Origin of the sequence: Paenibacillus ottowii (assembly GCF_050516475.1) — a bacterium.
Classification (GTDB): Bacteria; Bacillota; Bacilli; order Paenibacillales; family Paenibacillaceae; genus Paenibacillus; species Paenibacillus ottowii.
Genome location: NZ_CP191577.1, coordinates 261,498 through 281,060 on the forward strand (window position 1 = coordinate 261,498; position 19,563 = coordinate 281,060).

19 protein-coding genes are annotated in these 19,563 nt (G+C 47.5%); 13 read left to right on the top strand and 6 right to left on the bottom strand.

What is annotated here, in order from left to right; translation table 11 throughout:
• Window positions 1–25 precede the first annotated feature (25 nt).
• The 9 genes from ACQQ6X_RS01200 to ACQQ6X_RS01240 all read left to right on the top strand — a co-directional run bounded on the left by ACQQ6X_RS01200 (window position 26) and on the right by ACQQ6X_RS01240 (window position 9,938).
• Window positions 26–268: a hypothetical protein gene (locus ACQQ6X_RS01200; protein ID WP_063211582.1), complete on the top strand. Its 243-nt coding sequence runs from the start codon at window positions 26–28 to the stop codon at window positions 266–268.
• 71 nt (window positions 269–339) lie between these two features.
• On the top strand, window positions 340–2,166 hold the full coding sequence (locus ACQQ6X_RS01205; protein WP_305167714.1) for a sensor histidine kinase: 1,827 nt from the start codon (window positions 340–342) through the stop codon (window positions 2,164–2,166).
• Entirely contained in the window at window positions 2,144–3,703 is a 1,560-nt protein-coding gene (locus ACQQ6X_RS01210; RefSeq protein ID WP_305167715.1) for a response regulator transcription factor, read from the top strand. Before ACQQ6X_RS01205 ends, ACQQ6X_RS01210 begins: the two co-directional genes overlap by 23 nt.
• Window positions 3,704–3,877: 174 nt before the next feature.
• The gene (locus tag ACQQ6X_RS01215; RefSeq protein ID WP_305167716.1) at window positions 3,878–5,170 is read left to right on the top strand and encodes an ABC transporter substrate-binding protein; all 1,293 of its coding nucleotides are present in this window, start codon (window positions 3,878–3,880) and stop codon (window positions 5,168–5,170) included.
• A gap of 224 nt (window positions 5,171–5,394) precedes the next feature.
• Window positions 5,395–6,303, top strand: coding sequence for a carbohydrate ABC transporter permease (locus ACQQ6X_RS01220; protein WP_058831218.1), 909 nt, complete (start codon window positions 5,395–5,397; stop codon window positions 6,301–6,303).
• A gap of 5 nt (window positions 6,304–6,308) precedes the next feature.
• Entirely contained in the window at window positions 6,309–7,148 is an 840-nt protein-coding gene (locus tag ACQQ6X_RS01225; protein ID WP_025685353.1) for a carbohydrate ABC transporter permease, read from the top strand.
• 116 nt (window positions 7,149–7,264) lie between these two features.
• Window positions 7,265–8,377, top strand: coding sequence for a rhamnogalacturonan acetylesterase (locus tag ACQQ6X_RS01230; protein WP_305167717.1), 1,113 nt, complete (start codon window positions 7,265–7,267; stop codon window positions 8,375–8,377).
• A 73-nt stretch (window positions 8,378–8,450) separates the two neighbouring features.
• Entirely contained in the window at window positions 8,451–9,485 is a 1,035-nt protein-coding gene (locus tag ACQQ6X_RS01235; protein ID WP_305167739.1) for a glycoside hydrolase family 88/105 protein, read from the top strand.
• Between the two features lie 51 nt (window positions 9,486–9,536).
• Complete coding sequence (locus ACQQ6X_RS01240) at window positions 9,537–9,938, top strand: sensory rhodopsin transducer (protein WP_305167718.1); 402 nt, start codon at window positions 9,537–9,539, stop codon at window positions 9,936–9,938.
• A gap of 119 nt (window positions 9,939–10,057) precedes the next feature.
• Here ACQQ6X_RS01240 and ACQQ6X_RS01245 read toward each other — a convergent pair whose 3' ends face one another.
• The 3 genes from ACQQ6X_RS01245 to ACQQ6X_RS01255 form a co-directional block, all read right to left on the bottom strand.
• Window positions 10,058–11,008, bottom strand: coding sequence for a DMT family transporter (locus tag ACQQ6X_RS01245; protein ID WP_305167719.1), 951 nt, complete (start codon window positions 11,006–11,008; stop codon window positions 10,058–10,060).
• 220 nt (window positions 11,009–11,228) lie between these two features.
• Window positions 11,229–12,545 (bottom strand): glutamate-1-semialdehyde 2,1-aminomutase, encoded by a 1,317-nt coding sequence (locus ACQQ6X_RS01250; RefSeq protein ID WP_305167740.1) that lies wholly within the window; start codon window positions 12,543–12,545, stop codon window positions 11,229–11,231.
• Window positions 12,546–12,627: 82 nt separating this feature from the next.
• A complete protein-coding gene (locus ACQQ6X_RS01255) occupies window positions 12,628–13,749 on the bottom strand; it encodes an LCP family protein (protein ID WP_305167720.1) in 1,122 nt (373 codons plus the stop codon).
• A gap of 103 nt (window positions 13,750–13,852) precedes the next feature.
• Between ACQQ6X_RS01255 and ACQQ6X_RS01260 the strand changes: the two genes are divergently transcribed.
• The 4 genes from ACQQ6X_RS01260 to bcp are packed head-to-tail and all read left to right on the top strand — an operon-like array spanning window position 13,853 to window position 16,988.
• Window positions 13,853–14,893 carry an ABC transporter ATP-binding protein gene (locus tag ACQQ6X_RS01260; RefSeq protein ID WP_305167721.1) on the top strand — a complete coding sequence of 347 codons (1,041 nt, stop codon included), beginning with the start codon at window positions 13,853–13,855 and terminating at the stop codon, window positions 14,891–14,893.
• Window positions 14,886–15,680 carry an ABC transporter permease gene (locus ACQQ6X_RS01265; RefSeq protein WP_305167722.1) on the top strand — a complete coding sequence of 265 codons (795 nt, stop codon included), beginning with the start codon at window positions 14,886–14,888 and terminating at the stop codon, window positions 15,678–15,680. The genes ACQQ6X_RS01260 and ACQQ6X_RS01265 overlap by 8 nt, the downstream gene beginning before the upstream one ends.
• Before the next feature lie 4 nt (window positions 15,681–15,684).
• Window positions 15,685–16,473, top strand: a complete 789-nt coding sequence (locus tag ACQQ6X_RS01270; protein WP_081276784.1) for an ABC transporter permease — start codon at window positions 15,685–15,687, stop codon at window positions 16,471–16,473.
• Between the two features lie 38 nt (window positions 16,474–16,511).
• The gene (gene bcp, locus ACQQ6X_RS01275) at window positions 16,512–16,988 is read left to right on the top strand and encodes a thioredoxin-dependent thiol peroxidase (protein ID WP_305167723.1); all 477 of its coding nucleotides are present in this window, start codon (window positions 16,512–16,514) and stop codon (window positions 16,986–16,988) included.
• A gap of 65 nt (window positions 16,989–17,053) precedes the next feature.
• Here the strand turns inward: bcp and ACQQ6X_RS01280 are convergent, their stop codons facing one another.
• From ACQQ6X_RS01280 to ACQQ6X_RS01290, 3 genes are read right to left on the bottom strand one after another with little or no spacing between them, the layout of a single operon-like run.
• Window positions 17,054–18,169: a GerAB/ArcD/ProY family transporter gene (locus ACQQ6X_RS01280; RefSeq protein ID WP_305167724.1), complete on the bottom strand. Its 1,116-nt coding sequence runs from the start codon at window positions 18,167–18,169 to the stop codon at window positions 17,054–17,056.
• Window positions 18,170–18,184: 15 nt separating this feature from the next.
• Entirely contained in the window at window positions 18,185–18,421 is a 237-nt protein-coding gene (locus ACQQ6X_RS01285) for a hypothetical protein (protein WP_305167725.1), read from the bottom strand.
• Window positions 18,422–18,450: 29 nt separating this feature from the next.
• Window positions 18,451–19,560: a GerAB/ArcD/ProY family transporter gene (locus ACQQ6X_RS01290; protein ID WP_305167726.1), complete on the bottom strand. Its 1,110-nt coding sequence runs from the start codon at window positions 19,558–19,560 to the stop codon at window positions 18,451–18,453.
• Window positions 19,561–19,563: the final 3 nt, after the last annotated feature.

The following is a 19,563-nucleotide window of genomic DNA, read 5'->3' on the forward strand; positions in this document are numbered from 1 at the left end:
CATCATCCTGAAGGAGGAAATCGCGATGAGCCAATCCGAAGAATTGGAACGCCAGCTCAGTGAACTGCTGACGGAAGGCGAAATTCGTGAGAATGAGGCCAAAAAACGGGAACGACTCAGCCCCAAATATGAGGTGCGGGTTCAGACTCAAATGGACCCGATTGTCGAGGAGACCCGTAAATACCGGAAGATGGCACGTGAGCTTGATGACCGATATGACGAATATATGAGCAAGGCGGACAAATCGAAAGCAACCGATCAACGCTAAGCACCCCCTAAATACCTCTTGCCGAATGACCAAGGCATGGGGTATTTTGTATAATATATGGAGTTTTCTCCATGTTGAGCTGGACCGGGCAGGAGGAGCGAAGGAGGCGACATGTGCTGATCACCTATTTTAAGAGCGCTTACAAAAATGCCGGAATCCATCATAAGATGGTGCTGCTGATTACGGTGCTCATGCTGGTTAACTTTGCGGTTGTTGCAGTCATACTTAAATACGTATTTCATATTTATGATAATCAAATGTACAAAAAGACATCTGAAGTACTCAATATTTCTTCAATCGGCATTGAAAATGAACTGAAGGATGTTGAAAAAGTTACTTTTAAGGTCATAACGGACGAGCAGCTTCAGCGTTATTTGCTCCAGTTGGAAAAGGAAACATCACCTTATGTCAAAATGGTGCTGCGTAAAAAAATAACGAATAGGCTTATTGCCTTCGCCGGTTCTGAAACCTATGTCTATTCTATGATGGTGATCGACAAAGAGGGACAGGTTATGAGTGCGGGCAACCGCGAAGGTATCCCCCAAGAGCTGCGATCTACCATGACGAAGTTGGCAGACGAATATGACGGCTCCCATGCATGGTATGCGGCAGGTCATTCCTCCTTGCTGGCTGCACGGCAATTCAAATCTTTTACCGATTCTAATTTTACGCTGAATGGGCTCGGAACGCTTGCGATTCGTGTGCGAATTGACCGGATTGTAGCGGATCGTGTGCAGACCTCCGGCCGTGATGGACAGCTGATGATTACAGACGGAAGACGGATGATTTATCCCGAAACACCGCTTTTGAGTGAGAGCGATATTCAGGCAGAGCTTGGACGGAAGCAGCCTTACGGGATTGCAACCTATACAGGCGGGACCTTTTTTGCCGCTCAAATCAAATCCTCTTATACGGGTTGGACATATTTACATATCACTCCCTTTGATGACATGTTCCGCAGTATTACGATAATCAAAGAAATTGTAAGCGCAATTTTTGTCATTATGCTACTTATTGCACTGGCGCTGGGAGCAAGGTTATCAGGCAGCATTACCCAGCCGATCGTTCAGTTGATCCAGAACATGCGTAAAATAGAAAAAGGCGATCTCGATCGTTTGGAAGAGGAAGCGCTTGGGGCCGTCCCCCTTTCCACACAGGATGAGGTAGGCCTCTTGCATCGGACGTATAAGAAGATGATTCGCCGCATCCGCGAGCTTATTAATGAGAATGTTGCCAAGCAGCTATTGCTGCGGGAAACGGAGCTGAAGGCGCTTCAGGCACAGATTAATCCACATTTTCTATACAATACTTTAGAGTCTGTGAACTGGCTCGCCAAGGCCAATAAGCAGGATCGGATTTCAGAGATGGTGGAAGCACTTGCTTTTCTATTACGCAGCACAGTCAGCTTTGAGGAGCAGTTGATTCCGCTTCAAAAAGAACTGGATATCGTGAGGAGCTACGTAACGATCCAAAAAACACGTTTTGACGAGCGGCTTGATTTCCACCTGGATGTCCCGGAAGAGCTGATGGACGCGCAAATCCCGAAGCTAACGCTTCAGCCTTTGGTGGAGAATGCGATCCATTATGCCCTGGAGCCGCGTATTGAACCGTGCCGGATCACTATAGTCGTGAGAGAAAGCGAGGGGGCATTGTCCCTGCGGGTTGAAGACGACGGTCCTGGAATGACCCCGGATTTTTTGGAAAGGCTGCGGAGTGGACAGATCACCACCCGTGGGCGGGGCATTGGACTTGCGAATATTCAAGAACGGATTAACCTGACATTTGGTACACCCTGGGGGATCGAGCTGCATAGCGAGTCAGGAACAGGAACGTTAATTCATGTCTGTATTCCATATGTGAAAGGGGATCAGGGTCGTGTACAAGGTGCTACTGGTTGATGATGAGCGTATGATTTTGGAAGGCATATCACAGGTGGTCGATTGGGGCAAGGCAGGAACAAGGCTGGTAGGAACGGCACGTAATGGGATCGAGGCCTATGATCAAATCCAGGCCAGCCCGCCTGATTTTGTGATCAGCGATATTTCTATGCCAGGACTGGACGGTATCGGGCTTGTTGCCAAAACGACGGAGCATTTTCCAGACGTTCGTTTTATTTTGTTGTCTGGCTACAAAGATTTTGACTATGCCTGTCGGGCCATGCAATACGGGGTGAAGCACTACTTGTTGAAGCCCTGCAATGAGCGGCAAATTCATGAGGCTCTGACCGAGCTGGGACAGGAGCGGGAGGAACAGGAAGAACGCAAGCAGTTTGTGAATCGGATGAAGCTTGATTTTCAGCGTATGCTGCCACATGTGAAGGAGCATTTTTTGAAGGAGTTTATTTCCTATAAAACTTACGGCAGCCGTGATATCGCTTTTTATGAGCGTTTGTTCGGTCTGGAGTTGCAAAATAAGCAGGTTCGAATGCTGCTGCTGCGGGTGGAGGAGTCACACGAGCCGGAGCATTTGTTTGCGTTGCAAAATATAGCAGGAGATTTAATGGACCATGTCTTGCTCAGTACGACCATGCAAGGGCAGCTACTGATTGTGCTGGAAAGTGAAGATGACACGTCTCGATTTATGAAACAGATTGAAGCGGTACGTACGACATTTCACCGTTTTTATAAGCTGGAGGTGACCGTAGCAGTCAGCGAGTCGGATAGCATGCAGCATTCGCGGGGAATGTACCGGGAGACATTGCATTGCATGAATCACCGCTTTTACACCGGGGAGGGCAGTCTCATTACGAAGGACGATTTGGCGGCTGAGGATACCCGGGAGATGGCAGACTTGGAGCTGGACGAGGAGAAGTTCGGTCTGCTGATCAAGGCTGGAAATAGGGAGGAAGTTGTACAGGAGGTGGATCGGCTATTCGGCATCCTGTCCCGTATGAAGCTGGAAATCTCCGTAACCCGTTCCTATGTGCTACAGCTCTATGCGGCCATGATCCGTATATGTCCTGAAGAAGAGCGGGCGGCGTTTACGAGCCGAATGGTCGTGCTGGCGGAGCAGAAAACGCTGGCATGTCTCAAATCTTTTGTACAGGAAGCAGCTGAAAGAATGACTGCAATCTATTATAAAAACAATGTATACCGCCAATCTTCCACGGTCGATAAAATGATCACGATTATTGAACAAAACTATAGAAAATCCGATCTCTCGCTGAACGGAGTGGCGGGGCAAATGCTCTATATGAATTCCGACTACTTAGGGAAAATTTTCAAAAAAGTGACAGGTGAAAACTTTTCACATTATGTAAATCGTTACCGGATCGAACGCGCGGCTGAGCATATTCGGGAGACGGGAGACGTAAAGGTGTTTGAGCTGGCGGAATGGTTCGGCTTCGGCGGTAACGCGCAATATTTTAGCCAGGTATTCAAAAAATGGGCAGGTATGACACCCTCCGAGTACATTAAATCACACGAACGGGGATGAGCTGCTGAGTCCCTCTGTTTTTTAAACCTTTGAAATCTGATTTGTGTATTCCAATGTTTCTCTGCTTTTGGGAAAATAACGACAGGAGCAAATGTAAACGCTATCAAGTAAGCGTGAGTACATTGTTATTTGTCATAGGGCTCCTTTCTAGAACAGCGAAAAGGGGAGAGATAGGTGGGCAAAAAGGGATGGTTTCTGATCATAGCAATGCTGCTCGTGTTGACGACGGCATGTAGTGGAGCGGACGGCGGAGGCAATTCGGGCACAAGTGCAGACGGGAAAGTAAAGTTGCGAATCGCTTGGTGGGGATCGGATACGCGCCATGAATATACGCAAAAGGTTATCGACTTGTATAAGCAAAAAAATCCGAATGTAACGATTGATGTGGAATATGCCTCTTTCGATGACTATTGGAAGAAGCTTGCACCGCAGGCGGCGGCCAATCAACTGCCGGATATCGTGCAGATGGACATTTCGTATATTAGCCAATATGCGAAGAACGGCCAACTGGAAGATATGGCGCCTTACTTGAATCAGAAAATCCAAGTCGCTGATGTGAACGAAAATGTACTCAAAACCGGAATCATTGCCGGAAAACAATATGGCATCCCAACAGGTGTCAATGTGCTGGGCTTCCAGTATGATCCGGCATTGCTCAAAAAAGCCGGCATAGACAAAATTCCTGATAACTGGACATGGGATCAATACAAAGAGCTGGCTTTGAAGGCAGCCTCCAATAAAGTTTATTTTGACAGTTCCATGGCTGCGGATATTTTCTTCCACTACTATTTGCGGACACATGGAAAATCTCTCTACAATACCGAAGGAACAGGATTGGGGTATGACGACGATAAGCTGTTTGTTGATTTCTTCGGTGGTTTGGCTGAGCTGATTAAGAAGGGAGCGACACCAACTCCTGAAGTCATGAACCAAACCAAGGGCATTCTTGAGGAATCGGATATCGTAAAAGGAACGGGCATCGGCATTTGGCAGTGGTCCAATCAGTATGTAGGCTTACAGCAGGTCGTGAATCGTCCCATGGCACTTGCTCCGATGTTTGGACCGAATATGGAAAAAGGCGTGTATATGCAGCCTACAATGTACTGGGCAGTGGCTTCCCGTTCACAGGTGAAGGATGAGGCCGCCAAGTTTATTGATTTCTGGATGAACGATACAGAAGCGAATAAATTGATTAAAGGCGAACGCGGCGTACCGATTTCTGCCAAAATCAAGGAAGCTGTAGCACCGGAGTTGAGCGAGGCAACGAAGCAGGTGTTTGAATTTGTGGCTTCCATGGAGCCAAAAGCTTCTCCCATGAGCCCACCGCCACCGGTTGGATCGCCGGAAGTGATTGCTACTCTGACCGATTATATTGAGCAGGTCAATTTCGGACAGATGACACCTGAAGACGCAGCGGTCAAATTCCGGGCTGATGCGAATACCATCCTTGCGAATAACAAGCAGTAACAATGCAACGTGGGCTTTTGATATCTGACAACGATTAAGCCTAGGGTTGAAGGATTGTTTCGTTAGGTTAACCGTGCGTAGTACAAAGCATGTTTGCGCACGGTTGATCCGACGAGCCCATCGCAGAAGCTCCCTTTGTAGATATCAAAATAAAATTCATATAACAACGGTTGATGGACACATTTGAAATCGCCAATTTTAAATTGCAAGAGAAGGGAGGCTTGATGAGCTTGCGAAATCATCAGAGCTTGAAAGCCAATATGACCGGATATGCGTTTATCAGCCCGTTTATTGTGGGCTTTCTGGCATTTACGTTAATTCCAATGTTTATTTCGCTGTATCTGTCCTTTACCAGCTACAATCTGTTCACCCCGCCCAAATGGATTGGTCTGGGTAACTTCGAAAAAATGTTCACAGGCGACCCGAAGTACTGGAATTCGATCAGGGTCACGTTTACGTATGTATTGGTCGGTGTACCGTTGCGGCTGATTTTTGCGTTGTTTGTGGCGATGATTTTGAATACCAAGTCACGCATGGTGGGCACCTACCGGACGATGTACTATCTGCCTTCTATTATCGGGGGGAGCGTGGCAGTGTCCATCATGTGGCGCAACATTTTCAGTAATGAGGGCATTGTTAACAGCTTGCTTTCGGCCTTGGGGGCAACCCCGGTAAAATGGTTTGGTGATCCGAATGCTTCGCTAATGATGCTAATTACCTTGTCTGTATGGCAATTTGGTTCATCCATGCTTATTTTTCTGGCAGGGCTGAAAAACATTCCGCATGAAATGTACGAGGCGTCCAGTGTAGACGGCGCTACACCAGTACGAAAATTTTTCAGTATTACGCTGCCGCTGCTAAGTCCGATCATTTTATTTAACTTGATTATGCAGACGATCAGTGCGTTTATGACCTTCGTTCCGGCCTATGTCATCTCCAAGGGTGAGGGAGGCCCAATGGATGGAACGATGCTGCATTCACTGTATCTGTTCCGGCAGGCGTTTATGTTCAGCAATATGGGATATGCGGCGGCTATGGCCTGGGTCATGCTCATAATGATTGCGATACTGACAGCGATTTTATTTATAACATCCAAATTCTGGGTGTTTTATGAAACGGAAAAGGGGCGCTGATAACAATGGCATGGAAAACGTTCAAATGGCCAATTTATCATATTCTGGTTGCTGCGCTGGCGCTCCTGATGCTATACCCCGTGTTCTGGATGCTGTTCAGCTCATTTAAAGAAAGTCGGACGATCTTCGTCACGGCCTCCTCGCTTTTCCCTACAGAATGGATTTGGCAAAACTATGTAACAGGCTGGAAAGGCACAACGGGCTATAACTTCGGCACATATATCATGAATTCGCTCACGATCGTAGTGATTTCCACGATTGGCGCCGTGCTATCTTCCTCATTGATCGCATTTGGCTTCGCACGCTTGAAATTCAAAGGGCGCAACTTGTGGTTTGCGCTGATGATGGTGACGCTGATGCTGCCGGGCGATGTGGTGCTGGTGCCACAGTATATCATTTTTACTAAGCTTGGTTGGATCAATACGATCCTGCCGTTGGTGGTGCCATCCTTTTTCGGGATGCCGTTCTTTATCTTCCTGATGGTGCAGTTTATACGTACAATTCCAGCAGAGTTGGATGAAGCGGCGACGATTGACGGATGCGGCAAGTTCCGATTGTATTTTCGGATTATTTTACCCTTGCTCAAATCCTCGCTGGCTACGGCGGCCATCTTCTCTTTCTACTGGAAGTGGGAGGACTTGTTAGGTCCGGTGCTATATTTGAACTCGCCAGAGAAATATACCGTATCGATTGCACTCAAAATGTTCCTCGACAGCGAGTCAGCCTCCAACTGGGGAGGAATGTTTGCGATGTCTATCTTAAGCCTGCTGCCTGTAATCGCTGTATTCTTCGCTTTCCAAAAACAAATCGTAGAAGGAATGAGTACAAGTGGCTTGAAGGGCTAAGACCCAAAAATTGCATAGCGTGAGGATATTAAGCTTGTGCATAGAAATAGGCTGCACCTGAATATGCATACGATTGAATGATGAGTTTTTGGGGTGATGGCTGAGGAGTGAGTAAAATGTGGAAGTTTGATTTTGGTCCGGGGGAGTCTGCGGATGGCTACAAGGCCGTGCCCCCGGATTGCATTTATACAGCTGAACAGGGGTATGGCTTCGAGACTACGGAACATGTGTATGGGCGACAAAGGCAGAATTCAGCCAAGGATGCACGTACACGGCTGCGAAACAGCTTTTGTATTCCACTGAACGCTTCGTTTATTACAGATGTGCCGGACGGAATAGTTTTGGTCACCGTACTGCTTGGTGATCCACTGGCGGAAACGCTCACGCGGCTTCAAGCTGGTGAGGGCAAGCATATGCTGCCCCCAGTGCACACGCTGCCGGGCCAGTTCACGGAGGCGATGTTTGCGGTGCCTGTCCGGGGTGGCAAATTGCGCCTGACCATATCTGGCACCGCACCGCGAATTAATGCGCTGGAGATTGCGCCAGCACCGCAGAGTCTCCGGCTGTTCCTAGCCGGAGATTCCACGGTTACGGATCAAGGGCTGTCCGGCTATCCGTATACAGGCTGGGGCCAGGCTTTGCCAGCCCTGTTCAAGCATGATGTATGCGTGGATAATCACGCTGTATCGGGGCGAAGCTCGAAAAGCTTCGTGGACGAGGGACGGCTGGACGCTATTTTGGGGGAGATGAAGGCAGGCGACTTCCTGTTCATCCAGTTTGGCCATAACGATCAGAAGCCTGATCCGCAGCGGGCCACAGAGCCTTTTACGACCTACAAGGAGCATCTGCGCCTGTATATCGACGGAGCAAGAAGCAAGGGCGGCACCCCGGTGCTAATAACGCCTGTACATCGTCGCTATTTTAACGAGGATGGTACGCTGTCCGACACACATGGCGACTATATAACGGCGGTTCGCGAGCTGGCGGAAGAAGCGAACGTGCCGCTCATTGATTTGTCTGCTCGCACGCAGGAGTTATATGAAAAGTTGGGCCCCGAAGACAGCAAGGAGCTTTTTATGTGGCTGCTGCCTGGGGAGTACATGAACTTTTCTGGTGGGCTGGAGGATAATACGCATTTTCATGAGCATGGTGCGATTCGGATTGCAAATATGGTGGCGAGGGCTGTGAAGGAACTGGATTTGCAACCGCTGCGCATGTACTTACGTTGACAGATAACCTTTTTTGGAGCAAGTGGTAAGGAGGGCAACTAATGTGAAGCTTACCAAAGGAGGAGACGTAGAAATGCCCGCATTGAGTTTTGATGAGGAACAGATTAAACAGGTGATCGACCGGGTAGTCGAACGCACGTTTCAAATGCACTATAGCTGGGACTGGCCTGGTGGAGTAGCCTTTTATGGAGTATGTGAAGCGTATGAAGCGACAGGCAATGAGAAGTATCTGATCCAGCTGAAAGAATGGGTTGACGAGAATATCGAGGATGGACTGCCCCCTTTGTCGGTAAACGGTGTTTCTGTCGGCCATTGTTTGTTGACGCTGCATCAGGCTACAGGGGAGCAAAAATACCTGGATATCGCCATCGAGATGGCAGAATTTCTGGTCAAAAAAGCAGAGCGGTTTGCTGACGGTATTTTGCAGCATACAGTGAACTCACTACATGATGTATTTCCACAGCAAGCATGGGTGGATACGATGTTTATGGCCGGTTTTTATTTGCTGCGTATCGGTCATTTGCTAGGCAATAAGACATATTGGGAGGATGGCATCCGGCAATATCACGGGCATGAGGAATTTTTGCAGGACCCAGATACGAATTTGTATTATCACGGCTGGGATCATGCGAACCAGAGCCGCATGTCGGGGATATACTGGGCGCGCGGCAATTCATGGGCAGCCCTCACGATGGCCAAGGCGCTGAAATGTGTGGAGGTGCAGCATCCATCCTATATGATCATCGACGGCTCGCTGCGTGACCAGCTGAATGCATTGGTGCGGCTGCAATCTCCCGAAGGACTGTGGCATACAGTGCTGGATGATGATACCTCTTATCTGGAGACCTCCGGCTCGGCAGGGATTGCAACCGCTTTACTTATGCAGGGCCGACTGTTTAACAAGTATACGCAAAAGGCGATCGACGGCATTCTTTCTCGTATTAAGGAGGACGGCACAGTGACTGGTGTATCCGCTGGAACTGCTGTCATGAACGATATAGATGGCTATCGCAACGTACCCTACAAGCGCATTCAGGGATGGGGCCAGGGATTGGCGCTTGCCTTTCTGGCCCAGCTGCTACGTACCAAGGAGAATCCATACGGGTAGAAAAGGCGCTAGAGGTATGGAGGTAAACATAGGTGAAAGGAGGCTAATGGCATGGGAGATACTGAACTTTCCCAGGAAAAAGCGGCCAATCAGCCGCGAGGCGGTCTATTTTGGGTCATCCCCGACGGATATATTCCACCGGAAAGCCGTGGGAAGCTGCTCAGTCATGAGAGTATATGCGTGCTGAACTGTGGAAACCGTGCGGCAAAGCTGAGTATAGACATTTATTTTGAAGATCGTGAGCCATTGGAGGGCTTGATCGAGGTGGTGGAAGGAAGACGAACCCGTCATATCCGAACAGCCTCGCTCCAAAAGTCGGGCGAACGGATTCCGACAGGTATCCCTTATGCAATTACGGTCGCTAGCGATGTGCCTGTCATTGTACAATATAGCAGACTGGACACGACACAGCCGGAGCTGGCGTTAATGAGTGTCATGGCGTACCCGGTCTAGTCCACGAAAACGCTGAAGTTAAAAAACTCCAGGCTGGAATGGGGTCAGTCCCATGATCCAGCTTGGAGTTTTCTTTTTTGAAGGCAGATTAGTACCTGTCTGCCCTGTCTGCTTTTAATTCATTGTGATTTTGCCGAAGTTGTTTTGATTGGCGTGAAGCTTTTTCGCCCTCCGAAATTCGTACCCAGCACACCGACAATGATCATTACAGCACCAATAATGTGATAGTAGGCAAGCTGTTCCTTCAAAATATAAGCACCTGCCATCATGGAAATAAGGGTGGATAAATTACCGATCACACTCATTTTAGAGGCTTCGATCCACTTCAAGGCAAAGCTGGATAACAGCGAGGTGACGAGGGTGGACAGTATACCTAGATAAGCCAGTGCTAGCCAGTAATCAGGCTTTACGAGCGGCGCGGTATAAGTGCTCATGGAACCGTCCATGGCATGATACCCTAAGGCCGCTAGATTAAAAACGATACATCCCAAAATGGAGGTAACGTAGGTCAATTCCATCGGGCTGTACTTTTGTGTCAATGGACGAGCTAGCACGTTATAGCCTGATAGGCATATAGCAGAGAGCACAAGCAGGAAAATGCCGCCAAAGCTATTGGAAGCTAACGGTGCCCCGCTTTTCATCATAAATATAAAAACCACACCAAAGACAGAGAGTAGTAAGGAAATCTTTTGAACCCCCGTTGTGCGCTCTTTAATAAAATAGGAGGCTAACAGGAGCGTAAAGATCGGAACGGTAGCTTGAATAATTCCACCCTCCGATGAAGAAGTACTCATCAGCCCGAACGCTTGCAAGGGGAAAAACAGTAACGGTGAAAGCAGCGCGAGTGGTAAAATGCGCAGCATATCACGCCACTTGATATTAACCTTGATCCAGCCAAGCAGCACTGGAAGGGTCAAAGCGATAAACGACAACGCAAAGCGGTGGGCAATCACATCCAGCGGACTTGCCTCAGTTACCGTCAGTTTTACAAATAAAAATGAGAAGCCAAGTATAGCTGCATAGCTGAGAGCTGCCAGATAGGCTACCCCATTTCTGGAACGACTGTGCATAATAAACCTCCGTAATTATGATCTGAACCTGTGGTTCTCTCAATATAACCGGAGGATATAACTTGATACAATCCAAAAAAAACACAACTGTACCGGTACAGTTACGAATTAAAAAAAGCTGGAATGCAGTCCCAAAGGTCAGATACGTGTTGGTCAGATACCCGTATCTCTAGACTGCTTCCAGCTTATCATCCATTCCAGCTATCGCTTACTGCTCTGCTTATTTACCTTGTGACATCGCACGGAACGAATCTTCTGCCGCTTCCAGCGTGGCATCCACATCTTCGTCCGTATGCGCTGTTGTGAGGAACCAGGCTTCGAACTTGGATGGAGCCAGATGGATACCACGATTCAGCATGTGACGGAAGAAGGATGCGAACGCTTCGCTATCCGTGTCCTGCGCCTGTGCATAATTCGTGATCGGATGGTCGCAGAAATGCGTCGAGAACGCTCCACGAATGCGGTTGATCGTCAACGGCACGCCGTAGCGATCAGCGGAAGACTGAATACCGTCTGTCAGCCTCACAGCCAGACGTTCCATCTCTTCATACACGCCTTCCCCTTGAAGAACTTCAAGGCAGGCGATGCCTGACGAGATGGAAGCTGGGTTGCCCGCCATTGTACCTGCCTGATAGGCCGGGCCGAGCGGGGCAACCTGCTCCATGATCCGCTTGCTGCCGCCGTAGGCACCAATCGGCAGACCGCCGCCCATGATTTTGCCCAGCGCGGTCAAATCCGGCTGAATCGCATCATGGTTGTCCAGACCTGCATAGGTTTGGGTTGAGCCGTAGTGGAAGCGGAAGGCGGTAATGACCTCGTCATAAATGACGAGGGAGCCGTTCGCTCGCGCCATCGAGCACAGCCCTTCCAGATAGCCTGGTTGCGGCATGACCATGCCGAAATTACCGACAATCGGCTCGACCATGACTGCTGCCACATCGTCGCTCCAGTGCTCCAATGCTTGGCGCAATGCGTCGAGGTCATTGAATGGCACAGTAATGACCTCGCTCGCAATGTTGGTTGTAATGCCCGCACTGTCAGGTATGCCCAGTGTGGAAGGGCCGGAGCCTGCGGCTACAAGTACCAGATCCGAGTGACCGTGGTAGCAGCCGGCAAATTTGATGATCTTGTTCCGCCCCGTATAGGCCCGTGCCACACGAATCGTCGTCATGACCGCCTCTGTGCCGGAATTCACAAACCGAACTTTATCCAATGAAGGAATGGCTTCCTTCAGCATCTTGGCCAGTTTGATTTCCAATGCCGTCGAGGTGCCATACAATACGCCATTCGCAGCCGCTTCGCTGATGGCCTTGGTAATATGGGGGTGAGCATGTCCGGTAATAATAGGGCCGTAGGCTGCCAAATAGTCGATATACTTATTGCCATCTTCATCCCAGAAGTGAGCGCCTTGAGCCCGTTTCATGAATACTGGAGCGCCGCCGCCTACAGCTTTAAAGGAGCGTGAAGGGCTGTTAACGCCCCCGACAATATGCTCCAGCGCTTCTTTATATAGTGCTTCGGAGTTTTCCCGTTTCATCATCAAAACTTCCTTTCCGTTCATTAAAATAGGGTATACACACGCCAAAGGGCAGCGTTCACGGCTGCCCCTGCATACATCATTATAGCTCTTTTTGTCTTGTCTTTGTTGTTGATTGTGTGGAAGCATCTTCGGTAGTGGTTTTATTGCCCCCGGTAAAGGAAGCTTTATCCGTTTTGGAAGATGATGCACTATCTGGCTGCTTCGTTTCGGTCTGGTCCTTGTTTTGTTCCTGTGTCTGCACAGGAGGGTTGTTAAATATATCCTGCACATACGATTTCAATTTTTCGGGATCGCGGACCGTAAGTACTTCCGCGCCGCCCACATTTTCTTCGCCAAGCAGCTTCATCGGTGGAACCTGTTCGCTGCCTGCAAAGCTGCTTTGGTACCCCACATTCGCCAGCTTCCACATATCGTTGACACTGAGATTTGTATCAATGTACGGGTTAACCTGCTCTAAAATATTGGGTAGATTAGCGATGGAAGTTGTAGTCTGCATTTTCTGGGCTACAGCCTCCAAAAATGCCCGTTGCCGTCCGGAACGGGAAAAGTCAGACATAGCATCGTGGCGGAATCGCACATATTGAAGCGCCGTCTTGCCGTCCAGATGCTGCAACCCTTTTTTTAAATCAATATCGTATTCGTGCTTATCCGCATTACTTGTATAATGCATATCCTTTTCCACTTCAAAATCAATCCCGCCTATAGCGTCCACCAGTTTAATAAAGCCCTGGAAATCGGTATATACATAATATTGCACCGGGATGCCGAGCAGATCACTAGCCGTCTTCATGGCTGTGTTGGGTCCGTGAGTAATGGCAGTATTAATCCGATTTTTCCCGTAGCCGGGAATATCCACGTACGTATCACGCAAAATAGAGAACAAGTGGATTTTTTTCTTCACAGGGTCCAGCGATACAACCATCATGCTGTCCGATCGTGGGACTTCCCCTTTCTGGATGCCACGGCCATCGACACCCATCAGCAAAATGTTGACCATATCGGTACCTTCCCACTTGGGAGGCTCTGGCGTACGAACCTGATCGACCTGCTTTACATTTTTGAAGGGGGAGTTAGCACCCTCTTTATGCAGATTTTCCAGCTGATTATAAATAGATGTAAAATAGTACACGGCAAAGCCGACAATCGCGACGATTACCACGGCTAGAACCGACCATATCGTCTTTTTGGTTCTGCTTGTCATGGATGCTCTCCCTTTCGCTTTTCAGTTCATTACATTATAATTTCTTTTTGGAGCACAATCAATTTAACTATGGATTTTACAAATCCTGATTGAGAGGTATAGCATGCTAGCAATTGATGTGCAGGATCTGCGCAAAACATTTAAGGTTCAAAAAAACCGCGAGGGCTTAAAAGGCGCCTTCCTTGATTTATTCGCCCGCGAATACAACGAGGTGGCTGCGGTCAAAGATATATCTTTCCGTATTCCGCAAGGGGAAATATGCGGTTATATTGGTGAGAACGGGGCCGGAAAGTCCACCACGATTAAGATGTTGACAGGTATTCTCGTGCCAACATCGGGACATCTCAAGGTAGGGGGCTATGTCCCTTATGAGGATCGCGAGAAGTTTGTAGGTAACATTGGCGTTGTTTTTGGTCAGCGCAGCCAGCTGTGGTGGGACATCGGCGTGATCGAATCTTTTCAACTGCTGCGCAAAGTATATCAGGTTCCGGCTACAGACTTCAAACGCAGGCTGGATGAGCTGGTAGAAAGGCTGCAATTGCAGGATTTGTTAAGCCGCCCGGTGCGCAAGCTTAGCCTTGGACAACGGATGCGTTGTGAGTTGGTAGCTGCTTTGCTGCACAATCCATCCATTGTTTTTCTGGACGAGCCGACCATTGGACTTGATATCATGGTGAAGTCCGAAATTCGCGAGTTTTTGAAGGACATGAACCGGGAACACGGGACCACTATTTTGCTGACGACCCATGATTTGCAGGATATTGAAGCGCTGTGCTCGCGCGTCATTATGTTGGATGATGGGAATATCATTTATGATGGTGGACTGGATGAGCTCAAGGATCGTTGGGGGACAGGCCGAGAAGTAAGGTTTCAATTTGGTACGACGACACAGCTGGAGCAATTGCAGGCATGGACGGCTGATATGCCGCTGACGTGGACTATGGATAACGATTTGGCGGCCAAGGTGTGGATTCCTCTTCATATTAACGTATCAGATGTGCTGGCTAGGGTAGTGGGTCGCACGGACATTACGGATATCAAAATCATTGAAACCAACACGGATGATATCGTCCGCAGTATCTATCAGTCTGGCTCGGCAGAACGCCAGGGCAATCCGATAGTGGAGGCCAAAGTTCATGCTTAGCGTATATACCGATTTTATTCGTATCCGATTTCTTACCATGCTTGCTTATCGTGTGAACTATTATTCAGGCATACTTATTTATTCCATGAATATCGGCGTGTATTATTTCACATACAAAGCGATTTATGGCGATGCGGGGAGTATTGGAGGCTTTACTGCTGCTCAAATGACGACCTATGTAGCCGTATCGTGGATGGCACGAGCCTTTTATTTTAACAATCTGGATCGCGAAATTTCGACGGATATTCGGGATGGAAGCATTGCTATTCAGATGATCCGACCTTATAACTATGTGCTTGTTAAATTTATGCAAGGGCTCGGCGAGGGGATGTTTCGTTTCCTCTTGTTTATGATTCCGGGCATGGCGATTGCGATGCTGCTGTTTCCCGTGAAGCTCCCTAGTGACCCGGTAGCCTGGATTGGTTTTCTGGTCATGCTGTTTTTCAGCTTCCTAATCAATACCCAGATTAATATTATTACTGGATTGACGGCCTTTTTTATTGAAAATAACGAGGGCATGATGCGCATGAAGCGCGTAGTCGTAGACCTGTTCTCAGGGTTGATCCTGCCAATCAGTTTGTTTCCGGGCTGGCTGGCGACAATCTCCCAATGGATGCCTTTTCAGGCAATTACTTATTTGCCGGGCTCAGTATTTACGGGACGTATAAAAGGCGTTGGCATCTGGAATGTGCTAGGTATCCAAATCATTTGGCTGGTCGTTCTGCTCGTGCCGATGATCATCATTTGGCGGCTGGCGCGCAGACGTCTGTTCGTGCAGGGAGGGTAAGCCGATGATGTACTATTTGGGTCTCATTAGCGAATATTTGAAAAATTACATGAAATCACGGCTCACCTATCGTGCCGATTTTTGGGTAGAAGTCATTTCAGATCTGCTCTTTCAGGCCACGAATCTTATTTTTATTTTGGTTATTTTTATGCATACGAACAGCTTGGGTGGCTGGAGTGAAAGTGAAGTCGTGTTCGTGTATGGATTTTTTATGGTTCCTTACGGGTTATTCAGCTGTTTCGTCAACCTTTGGAACTTCAGTGAGCGTTATATTGTAAAAGGTGAACTCGACCGGGTAATGACTCGTCCTGCGTATAATCTATTCCAGATTTTCCTTGAGAATGTGGACCCGCCCGCACTGGTCGGCTCAGTGATCGGTCTGATTATTATGGGCATCAGCGGGGCACAGATGGATTTGGCTATGGAGTGGTGGTTCGTACCAGCGCTAATCGTTTTGAGTCTAAGTGCCGTGGCGATTTATACAGGGATTTACACCATATTAACCTCCCTTTCATTCTTTTCAGATGCGCCTACGGGGATTATTCCGCTCATGTACAATATCCAGGGCTACGGGCGTTATCCGGTGACGATCTATAACCGTGCCATTCAGGTTGTATTGACTTGGATACTGCCATTTGCTTTTGTTGGCGTATATCCGGCTTCCCTGTTCCTTCAACGAGAGGACATGCGCCATATGGCACTTTTAACTCCGGTGGTAGGAATTGTATTTCTGACATTGGGCTTACTGGTTTGGAACTGGGGAATTCGGCGTTACCGGGGGGCTGGCTCATAGGGCGTATATAAGACCCCTACAAGATAGGAGATGATAAAATGTCTACGGCATCGACCGTTATTGGACAAGCGGCACCAGACTTTGAATTGCCTGGCAGTGAAGGAAAGAGCGTCAAGCTATCGGATTATCGAGGCAGCAATGTATTGTTGTATTTTTATCCTAAGGATTTGACCTCTAGCTGCTCGACCCAGGCTTGCGATTTTCGGGATAAACATTCGGAGTTTGAAGGTTTGAACACAGTGATTCTGGGTGTAAGCCCCGATCCACTTAAGCAGCATGACAAGTTTATTGCCAAGTACGGTCTACCTTTTCAATTGTTATCTGATGAAGAGCATCAGGTGGCTGAAACCTATGGTGTATGGCAGCAAAAACAGATGTACGGCAAGCAGTACATGGGCATTGTTCGCTCTACGTTCCTTATTGACGAGAATGGCATTTTAGTTCATGAATGGCGTGGTTTAAGGGTAAAAGGCCATATTGATGCCGCGCTGGCATACATTCAGGACATGATGTAAGTAAAGAAAAACCTTTTGGAATCGGGTGCTGGCTTTTTTAAGCATCGGTTTCAAAAGGTTTTTTGTTAATTTTCAGATGTGTTTTGTCGATGTTTCCACTTTTGCCGACAGAGGTAAACAGTCCACAAAAGAAGCGGAATGATCAAGCCATTCGTATAATGCCAGGCAGCCATGGGATAAACAAGAGTTCTTACATAATAAAACACATTGGGGGTTACCAAAATGGTTATTCCATACACAAGCGCCCCCGCAGGTATAATAAAAGGTTGAACATTAGAAATTCGAAACAACTGGGTTATACCGAAAGTAAAGGCAAAGAAGAAAATGGCTCCCTTAAAATAAGCGACTAGTGCCCAGAGCAAAGCAACCAGTGATTCAATGCGTGTAATATAATTCAGCTCATTAATTTTGGTTGAAAGTGCAGATGAAATGTATGGACTGTAGTTGGTCACGAAGGGTCCAATGACAAGTAGGGAGAGCAGCAGAAAGAGGCTAATCAGTACTCCACCTAGAAGCGATGCGAGCAGTATATCCCTTTTAAAATGACCTTTTTTGCTGACAAAAGGGAAAACCATGAGCATGATAGACATTCCGGCAAAAGGCATTGCCGCGCCTGGAGCCATCCCTTTAGCAACAGGAGCGAGCCCGTTTTCCAAAACAGGACGTACATTAGAAAGGTGAATTTGTGGTAGCAGCGCTAGGATCAAACCACTAAAAATGGATACATACACAGGTATCAAAATCTCGCTAACCCGACTAAAGGCTTCAATTCCAGCTAATGCAGCAAGCACAAGCATCAAAACTTCCATCGCCAGTAGAACGCGCAAAGGAGTGCTCTCAAATATCTCTGTAGTCAGATAATCACCTACCTCTCTCGCATTAAGGACGGTACCCATGAAGAAATAAAACAGATACCAGCAAGAAACGATTAATCCGAATACAGGCCCTAAAATTTTACGGATGGCTTCTATAAGTGTGAGGCTCGGGTAGAGCTCATGAACGCGAAGGAGCACGTAAACGATAATTAAGCCCAGCGGAATGGATAATATAGAACTGATCCAGGCATCCTGGTGAGCAATATGTGTAATCATAGTCGGATAGATTAAGAGCATATCCCCAATTAAACTCAGGAACATCAGAACAGTCACTTGTCGAACGCTAATACGTGCTTTTTTTAACATGTGGCTGTCTCCTTTCTAAAAACCAAACACATGGGACACAAAAGCATTCACAGGGTTATAGATGATTTCAATCAAAATTAGCGGGCTTGGCGTAACCTCTAATTTGGCAGCAAGAATACTAAGCCATGTGCCTAATCCGAGCATAAGGATGTATACAAACATATCTTTAAAGCGATGTTTTCGGTATAAGCCTGGCAAATCCTTGGCGGCAATGGCCAGACCGATACAGATAATGACAATGGTAATCAGCATGTCGATGCTCCTTCCTTTATGGGTGAGGCTCAACCAGGTCCCAGACTATGATTGCTTTTCGATCTTAACTTGTATACGACAAGCAGCAGCAAAGGAAGAACAACGGAATCCGTCAGATCCCAATAAATCCAGGCATGAATGATCGTGTCCAGATAGTAAGTAATATTGGGTGCTGACACGATAATCAGACCAAACAGCATCATAAAGCTAGGCCCAAGAAAGGTCCGGACATTATGTAATCGCAGTAGCTGAGTTATTCCTAAGGTAAAGGCATAGAAGTGCAAAATGGTTTTAACAAAAGTAGTGATAATCCAAGCAGTGCTCATCATGGATTCAATCCTCTGCAAGAAGTTCCCTATGTTGATTTTCTTTGATAGCGTATAAGAGGTGTACACACTATTTTCAGTTACAAAAGGGCCTAGTACCAGGAGAGAAACTAGAAGCAGTACGCTTAACAAAACGCTGGCAGCCAGTCCGGATAGTAAAACGGATTTTTTTAGACCTGGTTGTTTATTCACATAAGGAAAAATCATGAGTAAAAAGGCTAATTCTCCGAATGGATAGGACAATGCGAAAATGCCGCCTTCTATAATCTTAGGAATATCCTGCTCCATTATAGGCTTAAGCTGCTGACTGTCACATTGGGGAAGTAAGCACAGGATTAAAAACAAAGTGAAAGCTAGGCATAATGGAAACATGATTTGAGCCGTACGTGCAATAGGCTCCAGTCCCATATACATGCCCCACATAAGCACCAGAACTAAGAGTAAATTGATAACGGGAAGGGGCGTCATCACATAGGTCTGGTTGTTCATAAAATCTCCGGCTTCTCTTAAATAAATTGCTGAATTCATTAATAAATGGAACAGATACCATATGGAGATGAGAGCGCCAAACCACGGACCCAAAATTCGCTGACTGAGTTGAATAAAGGTGAGATCAGGATATAGCTGATGCACCCGCAGGAGTAGCAATAGTAAAGCCAGTCCTGCAGGGATGCTTAGGAATGAACTGATCCAGGCATCCTGCTTGGATATGCCTGTAATGAGGGAGGGATACACCAGTACACAGTCTCCGATAATACTCAAAAATACAAGTACGGCTATATTTGTAATACTGATACGCCCCTTCTCCTCCATCAA